The sequence below is a fragment of the Streptomyces niphimycinicus genome (genome assembly GCF_018883605.1).
Classification (GTDB): domain Bacteria; phylum Actinomycetota; class Actinomycetes; order Streptomycetales; family Streptomycetaceae; genus Streptomyces; species Streptomyces niphimycinicus.
Genome location: NZ_JAHLEM010000454.1, coordinates 1 through 13,766 on the forward strand (window position 1 = coordinate 1; position 13,766 = coordinate 13,766).

Sequence of the window (13,766 nt, forward strand, 5' to 3'; positions counted from 1 at the left end):
CTCCGGCCGCTGTGCGTGAGGTCGATCAGCGGCGACGACAGGCCGCGGACAGGCAGCGGCAAAGATCGATGTGCAGGCGCGCCACGAGCGGAACGCTCGCGAAGATGAGGGGCGCGGCTGCTGTCTTCATGACAAGTACATTAACACCGCTGCTTTGGGGCACTCAAAGGAAATCTTTGACTTCCGGCGGCTTCCGAGGGCTTCTGACGGCTTCTGAGGGGCCGGAAGACGTCAACGCCCCCTGTGCCAACGGAAGCTGGCGCAGGGGGCGTCGGTGGAGTGTGCGGGGTGGTGTGAGGAGGGTTACAGCCCGGCGCGGGTCAGACGCCGCGGGTCAGACGCCGTCCTCCTGGCTCTGGTTCGCCGCCAGCCGCTCCTTGGCGCGGTCCACCTTCTCGGCGACCTGGATGGCCACGGCGTCCCGCTGCCTGCGCAGCATCACCCAGCTCAGCGGCGCGGAGACGACCAGCGCGAGCAGCGCCACCCAGAAGAGGTTGGAGCTGCCGAGGCCGGAGGGCAGCACCCGGACGTAGACCAGGCCCCAGATGGCCAGGAACGATCCGACGAAGATTCCCAGGCGCATGAGGGTGTAGCGGAACATGGCACTCGGCGTGAAGGACACGACTCGTCCTCTCTCCTGGGAGTTCTGCTGGGCGTTCGGCCGGAGCGGATGCGGGAAGAAGCTGTCCTCCCAGTGAACCACGGCCGGTTTCCGATCAATTCAGCGGCAGCCACATGGTGACGTCGTCCCGGAAGTCGTCGTCGGCGACCCTGATCGCGCCGGGCGCCCGGCCGACCTCCTTGTAGCCGCACGCCTCGTAGAAGCGGTCCGCGCCGGTGCCGCCGCGGCAGGTGAGCCGTATCCCGCGGATGCCGTCCATATCGCGCGCGGCGTCCTCGGCGGCGGCCATAAGGGCGCGGCCGTGCCCCTTGCCCTGGTGGGAGGGGTGCACCATCACGGTGTAGAGCCAGCACCAGTGGCGCATCAGCCGGTGGGTGTTGAAGGTGAAGAAGGCGGTGGCGGCCACGGCGCCGTCCTCGTCGCGGCCGATCAGCAGGCGGGTCCGGCCCTCCGTCATCGCCGCGAGGTGCTTGAGCAGATCGGGGCGTATGTCGTCCTTGGCCACGGGCGGTACGAAGCCGACGGCGCCGCCCGCGTTCGAGACGTCGGCCCACAGGGCGCAGACGGAGTCGAGCAGCTCGGGGGTGGCCTCGGGATCGAGTTCAAAACGCAGGGGCATGCGGCCGACGATACCCACCGGCACTGTCAGCGCCCCGCGCCCCGGGCCCCCTACCCGCGACGGCGACCGGGCCCCGGAGGGTCACGCCACGGTCCCGGGCCCGCTCGGCCGAGTGCCTCCGCCGCGATCCGCAGATCCGCCACCAGCCCCTCGTACGCCGCCTTACGGTCATCGGCCCGCAGCACCGCGGAGGGGTGGATCGTGGGGACGATCAGGGCGCCGCGTGCCGGTCCCGACGCGTCGCCCGCCAGCCGCGTCCCGCGCTCCTTGGTCACCCGGAACGACGAGCCGAGCAGCGCCTTCCCGGCCGTGGCGCCGAGCGCCACGATCACCTCGGGCCCGATCAGCTCCACCTCGGCCGCCAGCCAGGGCCCGCAGGCGGCCAGCTCGCGCAGACTGGGCGGCTTGTGGATGCGCCGCTTGCCGCGCTCGGGGAGGTGGGTGAACTTGAAGTGCTTGACGGCGTTGGTGATGTACGTCTCGCCGGGGTCGATCCCGGCCTCCGCCAGGGCCCGGTCGAGGACCTTGCCCGCGGGGCCCACGAAGGGCTTGCCCTGCCGGTCCTCCTGATCGCCCGGCTGCTCGCCGACGAGCATGGCCCGGGCACCCGGGTCGCCGGCGCCGAAGACCGTCTGGGTGGTGTCGCGGTGCAGCGGGCAGCCGCGGCATCCGGCCGCCGCCTCCCGGAGCGCGCCCAGGTCGGCGCCGTCCGGGACGAAGGGGGCGGCGGTGTACGCGTCCTCGGGGCTGTTCGTACCGGCCATGGCCCCCGGGTGCCCCGCTCGGCGGCCGTCAGACAGCGGCCGCCGGGCGGTGGGCGGGACGGGTCACACCCGCATCGGCTGGGGGGACTCGCGGCGGTCCGCGTCCGGGCCCTCGAACTCGCGGATGATCTCGTAGCGGGTGTTCCGCTCCACCGGCCGGAAACCGGCGTCGCGGATCAGCTCGAGCAGGTCGTCACGGGTGAGCTTGTTGGGCGTCCCGTAGGAGTCGGCGTCGTGAGTGATCTTGTACTCGACGACCGAGCCGTCCATGTCGTCCGCGCCGTGGTTGAGCGCGAGCTGCGCGGTCTGCACGCCGTGCATCACCCAGAAGACCTTGACATGCGGCACGTTGTCGAACAGCAGCCGCGAGACCGCGAAGGTCTTCAGCGCCTCGGCGCCGGTCGCCATGGTGGTGCGGGCCTGAAGCCGGTTGCGGATCTTGCCGTCCTTCATGTCCACGAAGTCGTGCTGGTAGCGCAGCGGGATGAAGACCTGGAAGCCGCCGGTCTCGTCCTGGAGCTCACGCAGGCGCAGCACGTGGTCCACCCGGTGGCGGGGCTCCTCGATATGCCCGTAGAGCATCGTGCAGGGGGTCTTGAGCCCCTTCTCGTGCGCGAGCCGGTGGATCCGCGACCAGTCCTCCCAGTGGGTTTCGTGGTCGACGATGTGCTGCCGGATCTCCCAGTCGAAGATCTCGGCGCCGCCGCCGGTGAGCGACTCCAGTCCGGCGTCGATCAGCTCGTCGAGGATCTCCGAGGCGGGCATGCCGGAGATCTTCTCGAAGTGGTGGATCTCGGTGGCGGTGAACGCCTTGAGCGAGACCTGCGGCAGGGCCTCCTTGAGCGCCTTGAGCGACCGCGGGTAGTAGCGCCAGGGAAGGGTGGGGTGCAGGCCGTTGACGATGTGGAGCTCGGTGAGGTTCTCGTTCTCCATCGCCTTGGCGAGGCGGACGGCCTCCTCGATGCGCATCGTGTAGGCGTCCTTCTCGCCGGGCTTGCGCTGGAAGGAGCAGTACGCACAGGACGCGGTGCACACGTTCGTCATGTTGAGGTGGCGGTTGACGTTGAAGTGCACCACGTCGCCGTTCTTACGGGTGCGCACCTCATGGGCGAGACCGCCCAGCCAGGCCAGGTCGTCGGACTCGTAGAGGGCGATGCCGTCCTCACGCGAGAGCCGCTCGCCCGCGCGGACCTTCTCTTCCAACTCCCGCTTGAAACCCGCGTCGTGTGTGGTCCCCGTCACCCCGGGTCGCCTCCCAATACGTCTGCTGATGTCAGCCTTGGCCGAGACTACGCCTCGATGTCCTCGGGAAGCTCGCCGACCCGGTTCTCCCACTTGGTGGAGAGCACGATCGTGGTGCGGGTGCGGGAGACGCCCTTGGTGCCGGAGAGCCGGCGGATGGTCCGCTCCAGGCCGTCCACGTCGGAGGCGCGCACCTTGAGCATGTAGGAGTCGTCGCCCGCGATGAACCAGCAGTCCTCGATCTCGGCGAGCTCGCGCATCCGGTGGGCCACCTCCTCATGGTCGGTGGCGTCCGAGAGCTGGATGCCGATCAGGGCGGTGACGCCGAGCCCGAGGGAGGCGGCGTCGACGGTCGCGCGATAACCGGTGATCACCCCGGCGGCCTCCAGGCGGTTGATCCGGTCCGTGACGCTGGGCCCGGAGAGGCCGACCAGCCTGCCGAGCTCCGCGTACGAGGCCCGGCCGTTCTCCCGCAGGGCCTGGATGAGCTGCCTGTCCACCGCGTCCATAAGCACGTACGCCTTCCATTATTCAGGGATTGAGCGAGATTACATGTAGAATCTAAGGCATCAGGGCCACAAGCCCTGTAAATCTTTTAGGCGATACACCTGTCCTCAGGAGATGAGACTCACCGTGTACACGATCGAGGGTCTTGAGGCCCGCATGCTCGAGCTGCGGGACCTGGCCAACCGCTCGCGTGCAGCCCATGCCACCGACCGGCCCGTCTCCCGCGCGGCCCGCCGCGCGGCCGTCGTCGCGGCCCGCGCCGCGCGCACCAGGAGGCGCTGGACCCGCTAGGGCCCGCGCCCCCAGGGCCCGCGCCCCCAGGGCCCGCGCCCCTAGGCCACTCCCCGGTCCCGGTCCCCACCGAGCTCCCCCTCCCACCGGCGGTACAGCTTGTGCGGCACCCCCGCCGCGTCCAGCACCCGCCCCGCGACGAAGTCCACCAGATCCTGGATATGCGTCGCCCCCGCGTAGAACGCCGGCGAGGCGGGCAGCACCACCGCGCCCGCCTCGTCCAGCGAGACCAGGGCCTTGAGGGTCTGCCCGCTCAGCGGCGTCTCGCGCACCGCCACCACGAGCTTGCGCCGTTCCTTGAGCGTGACGCTCGCGGCCCGCTGGAGCAGATCCTTCGACAGTCCGAGCGCCACCCCGGCCACACACGCGGTGCTCGCCGGGACGATCAGCATCCCCTTGGTCGGGTACGAGCCGGAGGACGGCCCGGCCGCCAGGTCCCCGGCCGCCCAGTGGGCCACGTCCGCGACCTCGGCGGGCACCTCGAAGGCGTCCGGCCTGCCGTCCGCGCCCCGCGCCAGCCAGCGGCGCAGATCCTCGCGCCAGTGGGCGTCCCGGAAGCCGATCCCCGTCTCGTCCAGCAGCGTCAGCCGTGACGCCCTGCTGACCACGAGGTCGACGGCCTCCCCCGCCGCCAGCAGCGCGCGCAGCACCGAGGCGGCGTACGGCGTCCCGGACGCGCCGGACACGCCGACCACCCAGGGACGGCGCCGGCTCACTTCTTCGTGCGGCCCGTACGGCTCGTGCGGTCCGTAAGGCTCGTGCGGCGTCTCCACGTCACCGAGCCTATCCGGCGGGTCTCACAGGCCGAGGCCCCGCACCATGAGGTCCAGGAGCGCGCAGGCGAACAGGGCGATCCCGATGAAGCCGTTGACCGTGAAGAAGGCGCGGTTCAGCCGGGACAGATCGCCGGGCCGCACGATGGTGTGCTCGTATCCGAACGCCACCGCGACGATCACCAGCCCCACCCAGAAGAACGCCCCGGCGTCCGTGGCCAGGGCGTACCAGACCAGCAGGACCGTGGTGACCACATGGCAGACCCGCGCCCCGTACAGGGCGCCCGCGATGCCGAAGCGGGCCGGTACCGACCGCACCCCGTGCGCCCGGTCGGCGGCCACGTCCTGGCAGGCGTAGATCAGGTCGAAGCCGCCGATCCAGATGCCGATCGCGAGCCCGAGGATCACCGCGTCCCACGACCACTCGCCGGTGACCCCGATCCAGGCACCCACCGGGCCGATGGCCTGGGCCAGCCCCAGGATGGCGTGCGGATAGTCGGTGAACCGCTTGCCGTACGGATAGACCACCATCGGCACCACCGCGAACGGCGCCAGCGCCAGGCAGAGCGGGCCCAGCAGCGCCGCCGCGCCCAGGAAGACGGCGAGCGCGATGAGCGCGCCGGTCCAGGCGGTGCGCACCGATACGGCGCCGGTGACCAGCTCACGGCCGGCGGTGCGCGGATTACGCGCGTCGATCTCGCGGTCGATGATCCGGTTGCAGGCCATCGCGAAGGTGCGCAGGCCCACCATGGCGACCGTGATCAGCAGCAACCGCGTCCAGTGGACGGTGCCGTCCCACCTCTGCATCGCGGTCAGCGCGGCGGTGTAGGCGAAGGGCAGCGCGAAGACCGAGTGCTCGATCATCACCAGCCGCAGAAAGGCGCGGACCCGGCCGGGCGGCGCCGGTTCCGGGCCGAAGAGATCAGAGGTTGCGGAATCGGCGGTCACAGCCCGTACTCCTTCCATCGCTTTGTCACCCGATCGGCGATCTCCGGGTCGGACACGACCATGTGCGGCCATCCGCCGTCGCGCGTATAGCCCTCCTCGGGCCATTTCGCGGTGGCGTCGATGCCCGCCTTGCCGCCCCAGAACTGCTGGTACGAGGCGTGGTCGAGGTGGTCGACGGGGCCATCGACCACGGTCAGATCGCGGCCGTAGTCGGTGTTCCCCAGGGCGCGCCAGGAGACCTCGTGCAGATCGTGTACATCGCAGTCGGCGTCGACCACGACGATCAGCTTGGTGAGCGACATCATGTGGGCACCCCAGATGGCGTGCATCACCTTCTGCGCGTGCTTGGGGTACTTCTTGTCGATCGAGACGATCGCGCAGTTGTGGAATCCGCCGGACTCGGGGAGGTGGTAGTCCACGATGTCAGGGATGATGATCTTGAGCAGCGGGAGGAAGAACCGCTCGGTCGCCCGCCCCAGCGGTCCGTCCTCGGTCGGCGGACGGCCCACCACGATCGACTGGAGCAGCGGGCGCCGCCGCATCGTCACACAGTCGATGGTCAGGGCCGGGAACGGCTCCTGGGGCGTGTAGAAGCCCGTATGGTCGCCGAACGGGCCCTCCGGCAGCATCTTCCCGGGCTCCAGCCACCCCTCGATGACGACCTCGGCCGCCGCCGGGACCTGGAGCGGCACCGTCTTGCAGTCGACCATCTCGACCCGCCGGCCCTGGACGAACCCCGCGAAGAGGTACTCGTCGATGTCGCCGGGCAGCGGCGCGGTCGAGGCGTAGGTCACGGCGGGCGGCGCGCCGAAGGCGATCGCCACCGGGAGCTTCTCCCCGCGCCGGGCGGCCACTTGGTAGTGGTTGCGGCTGTCCTTGTGGATCTGCCAGTGCATGCCGATGGTGCGGCGGTCATGGCGCTGGAGGCGGTAGAGGCCGAGGTTGCGCACCCCGGTCTCCGGGTGCTTGGTGTGGGTGAGGCCGAGGTTGAAGAACGAGCCGCCGTCCTCGGGCCAGGTGAACAGCGCCGGAAGCTGATCCAGATCGACGTCCTCGCCGGTGCGGACCACCTCCTGGACGGGCGCCTCCTTCACCTTCTTCGGCGGCACATGGGCCATCGAGCCCAGCTTCCCGAACGCCTCGCGCATACCGCCGAATCCCTGCGGCAGCTCGGGTTTGACCAGCCCGCCGATCTTCTCGCTGATCTCGTCGTAGGAGCGCAGTCCGAGGGCCTTGAGGAGGCGGCGGTCGGTGCCGAAGACATTCATGGCCAGCGGCATCGCCGAGCCCTTGACGTTCTCGAAGAGCAGCGCGGGGCCGCCCGCCTTGTTGACCCGGTCGACGATCTCCCCGACCTCCAGGTACGGATCGACTTCGGCCTTGACCCTCTTGAGGTCGCCTTCCTTGTCGAGCGCCCGCAGAAAGGAACGAAGATCGTCATAAGCCATGCGTCCCAGTATCCGGTACGCACTACCCTGGTCCCGTAACTGGGGGCCCGAGCCACCGCCCCGAACACCACACGCAGGGGGAATCGCCTCATGCTACGGGTGCTGATGATCCTGGTGCCGCTGGCACTGAGCATCTACGCGTTCATCGACTGCATCACCACCGACGAACAGGACATCCGCTATATCCCCAAGCCCATCTGGGCGATCCTCGTTCTGCTGTTCCCCGTCGTGGGCTCCATCTCCTGGCTGATCGCGGGCCGTAAGCGCGCCGTCGCCGGAGGCGGCGGCCGGGGCGCTGCCCGGAGCGCGGGCGGCGGGGGCGGATGGGTCGCGCCGGACGACAATCCCGAGTTCCTCAAGTCCCTGAACGACACGAGCCGTAAGGACGACGGGAACACCGCACCGGCCGGCACACCGGGCGGCCAGGAGAGCGACGAGGAGCGCCTGAAGGACTGGGAGGCCGACCTCCGCCGCCGCGAGGAGGAGCTGCGCCGCAAGGGCGAGGGGCCCGGCTCCGGTTCCGGCTCCGGTCCCGAGGACTCGCCGCCGCCGGCCGCGTCCTGAGGAGGGGTCGGACGGCCTGACGCGGCGGCCGGAGCTGCCCGCACGTACAACGGCCGGTGCCCGTGACCTGGGTCACGGGCACCGGCCGTTGTGGTGTTCCGGTGTCAGACCCCGGCGTAGGAGTGCTTGCCGGTGATGAAGATGTTGACGCCGTAGTAGTTGAACAGGTAGCAGCCGAAGGCGATCAGCGCGAGGTAGGCGGCCTTGCGGCCCTTCCAGCCGGCGGTGGCGCGGGCGTGCAGGTAACAGGCGTAGGCGACCCAGGTGATGAAGGACCAGACCTCCTTGGGGTCCCAGCCCCAGTAGCGGCCCCAGGCCGCCTCGGCCCAGATCGCGCCCGCGATGATCGTGAAGGTCCACAGCGGGAAGATCGTGGCGTTGATGCGGTACGCGAACTTGTCCAGCGACGCCGCCGAGGGCACCCGCTCCAGAACGGACTTGACGAACCGGCCGTACTGCTTGCCCTCCGGGTTCTCGAGCTGGGCCTCGTAGCGGTCGCGGAAGAGGTACAGCAGCGTGGAGACGGCCCCGATGTAGAGCGAGGCGCCGGAGACGATGGCGCAGCTCACGTGGATCCACAGCCAGTACGAGTGCAGGGCCGGAACCAATTGGTCGCTGTCGGTGTACAAGACAGAGACGGCGAGACCGAGGTCGAGGAGGACCGTGGTGACGAGGGGCAGCCCGATCCAGCGCACATTCTTCTTCAGCGCCAGCAGCACCAGGTATGTGGCGACCGCGACCATGGCGAAGGTCGTGGAGAACTCGTACATGTTGCCCCACGGCGCCCGCTGCACCGACAGCGCGCGGAAGAGGACACCCACGGCATGAAAGAGGAAGGCCAGTACGGTCAGGCCGACCGCGATCCGGCCGTACACATCGCCCTGTTCGGTGCCGCCCGCCGCGCCCGGCCCGTCCGGGACATCGCGGCTGCCCGCCGCGGAGCGGGTGACGATCTTCGGCCGCTCCAGTACGGCGGTGCCGCCGCTCTGGCCGCCGACCTGCACGGTCACCTTGGCGCGCTGGGCGGCCGCGGCGTCGGCGGTGATCGCGGCGGCGGTGCGGCCGACGGCGCTGCGGCTGCCGAACACCCACTCGGCGATATGCGCGAGGAAGGCGAGCGTGTAGACCGCCATCGCCGAGTAGATCAGCACGTTGCTGTAATGAGCCAGGTTCTCGTTGACTTCGGCGGCGAGGTTCACGCGCGCGCTCCTTCGGCAGGATCTGCGGGATCTGCGGTGTCGGATGCGGATTCCGAGGCGGAGTCCTTGGTGGATTCCTCGGAGGAGTCCTTGCTCGGGTCCTTGGCGGAGCCCTTGCTCGGGTCCTTGGCGGAGCCCTTACCGGCGTCCTTGGTGGAGTCCTTACCGGGCTCCTCGGGGGAGTCCCGGCCGGGCTCCGGATCGGGTTCCGCTTCCGGGGCCGGAGGTGCGTCCGTCTGGAGACGGACGGCCAGATCGGCGAGTTCTTCGGGGAGCTTGGCGTACTCACTGCGGCCGAGCCCCGCCATCTCGACCACGGTGGTGCCGTCGTCGCCCCGCACCGCGCGCACCCACACCCGGCGGCGCTGGATGAACAGGGAGCCGGCCAGGCCCACCAGGGCGGCTACGGCGCCGATGAGGGCGCCCTGGTCACCCGGCTTGTGCGAGATCTGGAAGCTGGCCCATTCCTTGACGCCGTCGAACGACAGCGTTCCGCCGCCGCCCGGCAGCTTCATGGTGTCGCCGACCTTGAGCGCCCGGGCGAACTTGGTCTTGCCGTCGGGCTCCATGAACTGCTTCATCCGCGACTTGTCCAACTGGTACACGCTCTGCGGAGGGCCACCGTCCACGCCGAGGCTGCCGTGGTAGGCGGTCAGGACCAGCGTCGGGTTGTCCAGCGCCGGGAAGACGGAGAACATGCCCTGGCTGCGCACCCAGGTCGGCAGGAACTGCCCCTGGAAGCCGATCTGGTCCTTCTTGCCGTTCTTGTCCCGGTAGTCCGGGACCTTGATGACCATGCTCTCGGTGAGGTTGGCCCCGTCGATCGGCAGCCCGACCACCGGGCCCTGGTGCACCACATTGCCCTTGCCGTCCCGGATGGTGACGACCGGCGAGTAGCCGTGGTTCAGGAGGAAGACCTTGTAGCCCGAGATCTCCAGCGGCTCGTTCACCTTGATGGACGTCTTGCGGGGGGCACCGTCCGCGCCGTCCCAGTAGGACACATCGGCGCGGAAGGTGCGCGGGGTGCGCATCTGCGGACCGCTGCGTTCATAGGTCGCGGTGAAGCGGTCGAGCTGGAAGCCGAAGGGGGGGAGATCGTCGCTGTTGAACAACTGCCCCGTCTTGATGTCGTCGTACTGGGTGATGCTGTTGGAGAAGCCGCCGCCCTCGGTGATCAGGCTGCTGCCCTCGGTCTTCCACAACTGCCCGGCGGCGAAGGAGACCAGCAGCACGATCAGCGCGATATGGAAGAGCAGATTGCCCACCTCGCGCAGATAGCCCTTCTCCGCGGCCACCGCGTCACCCGAGCCGTGGATGCGGAAGCGGCGCCGCTTCATGATCTTCCGAGCGGCCTCGAGCACCTGCTCCGGCTCGGCCTCACTGCGCCAGGTGGTGTACGCGGGAAGCCGGGTCAGCCGGCGGGGCGCGGCCGGCGGGCGGCCGCGCAACTGGCCGATGAACTGCCAGGTGCGCGGCACGATGCAGCCGATGAGGGAGATGAACAGCAGGAGGTAGATCGCCGAGAACCACACCGAGCTGTAGACGTGGAAGAGCTGGAGCTTCTCGTAGATCGGCGTGAGCGTCGGGTGCCGCTCCTGGAAGTCCTGCACCTTGAGCTGGTCGATGCTGGTCTGCGGGATCAGCGAGCCGGGGATCGTGCCGAGGGAGAGCAGCAGGAGCAGCAGCAGCGCCACCCGCATCGAGGTGAGCTGCCGCCAGAACCACCGGGCCCAGCCGAGCGGCCCCAGCGAGGGGACGTTGATCTCCTCGGCCGGGGCGGTGGAGAGCTGCGACTCCGCGGCGCCGAGCTCGCGCTCCTCGGCGGTCGCGCCGCCCTCGGGCGGCGCCTCCCGGCCGGCCGCGGTGTCGGTATCGGTGGTGGACATCAGTCAGATCCCAACGTTGAAGCCCTGAGCCCAGGTCTGCATGGAGCCCATCATGGTGTCCCAGACACCTGTGAGCAGCAGCACCCCCAGGACGACGAGCATGCCGCCCCCGGCCCGCATCACCCAGACGTAGTGCCGCTTGACCCAGCCGAAGGCACCCAGGGCCCGGCGGTAGGCCACGGCGACCACCACGAACGGCAGCCCGAGCCCCACGCAGTACGCGGCGGTGAGCAGGGCCCCGCGCCCCGCGCTCGCCTCATTGAACGCCAGGGCGTTGACGGCGGTGAGCGTCGGCCCCAGGCACGGCGTCCAGCCGACGCCGAACAGGGCGCCCAGCACCGGCGCCCCCGCGAGCCCCAGCGTGGGCTTGATGTGAAAGCGGAACTCCCGCTGTCCGAAGCCCCCCAGCACTCCCATGAAGGCGAGGCCCATCACGATCGTGACGACCCCGAGGATCTTGGAGATGGTCTCCTTGTGCTCCTGGAGCGTCCAGCCGAAGTTGCCGAAGAGCGCGCCCCCGGAGACGAAGACCGCGGTGAAGCCGAGCACGAAGAGCGAGGCGCCCGCGACCATCCGGCCGCGCTTGGCCTCGGCCAGATCCGTCCCCGTGACCCCGGTGACATACGACATATAGCCGGGCACCAGCGGCAGTACACAGGGGGAGAAGAAGGAGACCAGCCCGCCGAGCAGGGCGACCGGAAGCGCCAGCAGCAGCGCCCCGCTCAGGACGGTCTCGTTGGGATCGGTGGCGGCGGCCAGCATGTTCACGAAAGGTCACTTCTCCGCGATCAGCGGGGTGACCATCGAGCGCAGGCGCTCCTCGCTGAGTGGCGTCAGAGCGCGGGCCGCGATCCTGCCCTCCCGGTCCAGCACGATCGTCGAGGGGATGGTCTGCGGGTTGAGGCTGCCCTTGGGGAAGCGCAGCATGAGCTTCCCCATCGGGTCGTACAGACTCGGGTAGCCGACGCCGTATTCCTTCTCGAAACTGAGCGCGGGGGCGCGGTTGGAGTCACGGGTGTTGATCCCGATGAACTGCACCCCCTTGGCCTTGGTGTCCTTGGCGACCTTGACGAGGTTCGGCGCCTCGGCCCGGCAGGGGGTGCACCACGAGCCCCAGACGTTCAGGACCACGACCTTGCCCTTGTAGTCCGCCACGTCCAGCGGCTTGCCCTCCAGGGTCTTCCCCGAGAGCTGGGGTGCGTCCTTACGGTTCTCCTTGGCGACGGTGTCCACGCCGCCCTTGCCCTGGACGAACTTGGTGTCGGCGGACCCGCCCGAGGGGCCGCCCCCGCCGCAGGCGGTCAGGGACAGCGCGGCAACCGTGGCCCCGACGGCCAGCACGGTTACGCGACGACGGTTCGCGAGGCCCCGAGGGGCACGGCAGGCGCTCATGTGAAAAGTTTCGCATGGCCCTTTTGGGGATCTTCGCCACCCCCCTCCGGGCACCCCCGCCGGGGTCCGGAGGGCCTCCGCGGACCTTACGGCCCGCCGGTGCGGTCAGTGACCGCTCGCGCTCCACGCCTGGCCCACGCCGAGCCCGCGCAGATCGGCCAGGACCGCGGGGTCCTGTGCGTCCATCCAGTCGGTGAACTGCTTGAAGGAGACCAGCCGGACGTCCTTCCGCTTCTCGTCGGCCATATGCTTCAGCGCCTCTTCGACGGCGTCCATGTAGATGCCGCCGTTCCACTGCTCGAAGTGGTTGCCGATGAAAAACGGGGCGCGGTTGGTCTCATAGGCCCGCTTGAAGCCGGCTATGTACGCGTCGGTGGCCTGCTTGCGCCAGCCCGGGTAGTTCGCGGGCGGGGCTTTGGTGGAATTCTTCGACTGGTTCGCCAGGATGTTGTAGTCCATCGAGAGCACCTCGAAGGTGTGCCCCGGAAAGGGAATCTGCTGAAGCGGGAAGTCCCACACACCCTGCTTTTTCGACGGCCATACCTGGAGTCCGCCGGGCGAACTGGCGTCATAGCGCCAGCCGAGTTCCCGGGCGGTCGGCAGCAAATTGGTCTGGCCCTTCAGACAGGGCGTGCGGCCACCGATGAGTTCCTTGTGGTAGTCGAACGGCAGCGGATCCACATCGGTGAAGCGGGTATTCGTCCGCCACTCGGTGACGAAGGACATGGCCTGGTCGATCTCGGACTTCCACTGCGCGGACGTCCAGTTCTCCACCGACCCGCTTCCGGAGCAGAAGTGGCCATTGAAGTGGGTGCCGATCTCATGGCCCTCGAGCCACGCCTCGCGGACGTTGCGCAGCGTCTCCTTGATGTGGTCATCGGTGAGATAGCCGATGTCGGAGGCGCCCACCGGGTTGTTCGGCGGCCGGTAGAGCGACTTCTTCGACTCCGGAAGGCAGTAGATACCGGAGAGGAAGAAGGTCATGGTCGCGCCGTGGTCCTTGGCCAGCTTGCGGAACCGCGGGAAGAGACCGTTGCCGACCTCTCCCGCGCCATCCCAGGAGAAGACCACGAACTGCGGCGGCTTCTGCCCCGGTGCCAGCCGCTCGGGCTTCGGGTCCGCCGGCCGCTCACCCTTCGAAGTGGATCCGTCACCGATCGGCTTCGCCTGCGTCGTCTTCTTCGCGGACTTCGGCGTCCCGGACCCGGAGGAACAGCCGGCGACGGCCAGTGATGCCGCCGCTCCCATACCCAGACCGAGCATCCCCCTCCGGCTGACCTCACGCATAACGTCCTCAATTCGCACTCGCCGTTCTGATTGCCCGGGGTGTCCGGACAACCCTGGAGATGGCGAAGCGAATAGCGAGGTTCCGAAGGGACGCGGTCAATTACACAGCGGACACATTGTCTCCATTCGCGAACGCGCCCCGTGACGCACCGGCCACTGTGCGGCCATGTGCCGGCCACGCGCACCGCGGCCCGCGCCGCTCGGGCGCCGTGGCCCGGCCGCGC

15 protein-coding genes are annotated in these 13,766 nt (G+C 69.3%); 2 read left to right on the forward strand and 13 right to left on the reverse strand.

The window, feature by feature from the left end:
* Positions 1–334 precede the first annotated feature (334 nt).
* The 5 genes from KN815_RS32345 to KN815_RS32365 all read right to left on the reverse strand — a co-directional run bounded on the left by KN815_RS32345 (position 335) and on the right by KN815_RS32365 (position 3,756).
* The gene (locus KN815_RS32345) at positions 335–601 is read right to left on the reverse strand and encodes a DUF4229 domain-containing protein (RefSeq protein WP_216345424.1); all 267 of its coding nucleotides are present in this window, start codon (positions 599–601) and stop codon (positions 335–337) included.
* Positions 602–716: 115 nt separating this feature from the next.
* Positions 717–1,241 (reverse strand): GNAT family N-acetyltransferase, encoded by a 525-nt coding sequence (locus tag KN815_RS32350; RefSeq protein ID WP_216345414.1) that lies wholly within the window; start codon positions 1,239–1,241, stop codon positions 717–719.
* Between the two features lie 50 nt (positions 1,242–1,291).
* Positions 1,292–2,005 carry a UdgX family uracil-DNA binding protein gene (locus tag KN815_RS32355; RefSeq protein WP_216345415.1) on the reverse strand — a complete coding sequence of 238 codons (714 nt, stop codon included), beginning with the start codon at positions 2,003–2,005 and terminating at the stop codon, positions 1,292–1,294.
* 63 nt (positions 2,006–2,068) lie between these two features.
* Positions 2,069–3,247, reverse strand: coding sequence for an aminofutalosine synthase MqnE (mqnE, locus tag KN815_RS32360; protein ID WP_216345416.1), 1,179 nt, complete (start codon positions 3,245–3,247; stop codon positions 2,069–2,071).
* A 47-nt stretch (positions 3,248–3,294) separates the two neighbouring features.
* Positions 3,295–3,756 carry an Lrp/AsnC family transcriptional regulator gene (locus KN815_RS32365; RefSeq protein ID WP_014054040.1) on the reverse strand — a complete coding sequence of 154 codons (462 nt, stop codon included), beginning with the start codon at positions 3,754–3,756 and terminating at the stop codon, positions 3,295–3,297.
* Positions 3,757–3,868: 112 nt separating this feature from the next.
* On the opposite strand from KN815_RS32365, the gene KN815_RS32370 reads away from it, so the two are divergent.
* Positions 3,869–4,045: a hypothetical protein gene (locus tag KN815_RS32370; RefSeq protein WP_165449181.1), complete on the forward strand. Its 177-nt coding sequence runs from the start codon at positions 3,869–3,871 to the stop codon at positions 4,043–4,045.
* 41 nt (positions 4,046–4,086) lie between these two features.
* Here KN815_RS32370 and KN815_RS32375 read toward each other — a convergent pair whose 3' ends face one another.
* The 3 genes from KN815_RS32375 to KN815_RS32385 all read right to left on the reverse strand — a co-directional run bounded on the left by KN815_RS32375 (position 4,087) and on the right by KN815_RS32385 (position 7,214).
* Positions 4,087–4,761 (reverse strand): UbiX family flavin prenyltransferase, encoded by a 675-nt coding sequence (locus KN815_RS32375; protein WP_216345425.1) that lies wholly within the window; start codon positions 4,759–4,761, stop codon positions 4,087–4,089.
* 81 nt (positions 4,762–4,842) lie between these two features.
* Positions 4,843–5,766 carry a menaquinone biosynthesis prenyltransferase MqnP gene (gene mqnP / locus KN815_RS32380; RefSeq protein WP_216345417.1) on the reverse strand — a complete coding sequence of 308 codons (924 nt, stop codon included), beginning with the start codon at positions 5,764–5,766 and terminating at the stop codon, positions 4,843–4,845.
* Positions 5,763–7,214 carry a menaquinone biosynthesis decarboxylase gene (locus tag KN815_RS32385; protein WP_216345418.1) on the reverse strand — a complete coding sequence of 484 codons (1,452 nt, stop codon included), beginning with the start codon at positions 7,212–7,214 and terminating at the stop codon, positions 5,763–5,765. The genes mqnP and KN815_RS32385 overlap by 4 nt, the downstream gene beginning before the upstream one ends.
* Before the next feature lie 90 nt (positions 7,215–7,304).
* On the opposite strand from KN815_RS32385, the gene KN815_RS52615 reads away from it, so the two are divergent.
* Positions 7,305–7,778 (forward strand): PLD nuclease N-terminal domain-containing protein, encoded by a 474-nt coding sequence (locus KN815_RS52615; RefSeq protein ID WP_216345419.1) that lies wholly within the window; start codon positions 7,305–7,307, stop codon positions 7,776–7,778.
* A 104-nt stretch (positions 7,779–7,882) separates the two neighbouring features.
* Here the strand turns inward: KN815_RS52615 and ccsB are convergent, their stop codons facing one another.
* The 5 genes from ccsB to KN815_RS32415 all read right to left on the reverse strand — a co-directional run bounded on the left by ccsB (position 7,883) and on the right by KN815_RS32415 (position 13,542).
* The gene (ccsB, locus tag KN815_RS32395; protein ID WP_216345420.1) at positions 7,883–8,977 is read right to left on the reverse strand and encodes a c-type cytochrome biogenesis protein CcsB; all 1,095 of its coding nucleotides are present in this window, start codon (positions 8,975–8,977) and stop codon (positions 7,883–7,885) included.
* On the reverse strand, positions 8,974–10,863 hold the full coding sequence (resB, locus tag KN815_RS32400; RefSeq protein WP_216345421.1) for a cytochrome c biogenesis protein ResB: 1,890 nt from the start codon (positions 10,861–10,863) through the stop codon (positions 8,974–8,976). The genes ccsB and resB overlap by 4 nt, the downstream gene beginning before the upstream one ends.
* A 3-nt stretch (positions 10,864–10,866) precedes the next feature.
* Positions 10,867–11,625 carry a cytochrome c biogenesis CcdA family protein gene (locus KN815_RS32405; protein WP_216345426.1) on the reverse strand — a complete coding sequence of 253 codons (759 nt, stop codon included), beginning with the start codon at positions 11,623–11,625 and terminating at the stop codon, positions 10,867–10,869.
* Between the two features lie 12 nt (positions 11,626–11,637).
* Positions 11,638–12,255, reverse strand: coding sequence for a TlpA family protein disulfide reductase (locus tag KN815_RS32410; protein WP_216345422.1), 618 nt, complete (start codon positions 12,253–12,255; stop codon positions 11,638–11,640).
* A gap of 105 nt (positions 12,256–12,360) precedes the next feature.
* Positions 12,361–13,542, reverse strand: a complete 1,182-nt coding sequence (locus KN815_RS32415) for a polysaccharide deacetylase family protein (protein ID WP_216345423.1) — start codon at positions 13,540–13,542, stop codon at positions 12,361–12,363.
* Between the last annotated feature and the right edge of the window lie 224 nt (positions 13,543–13,766).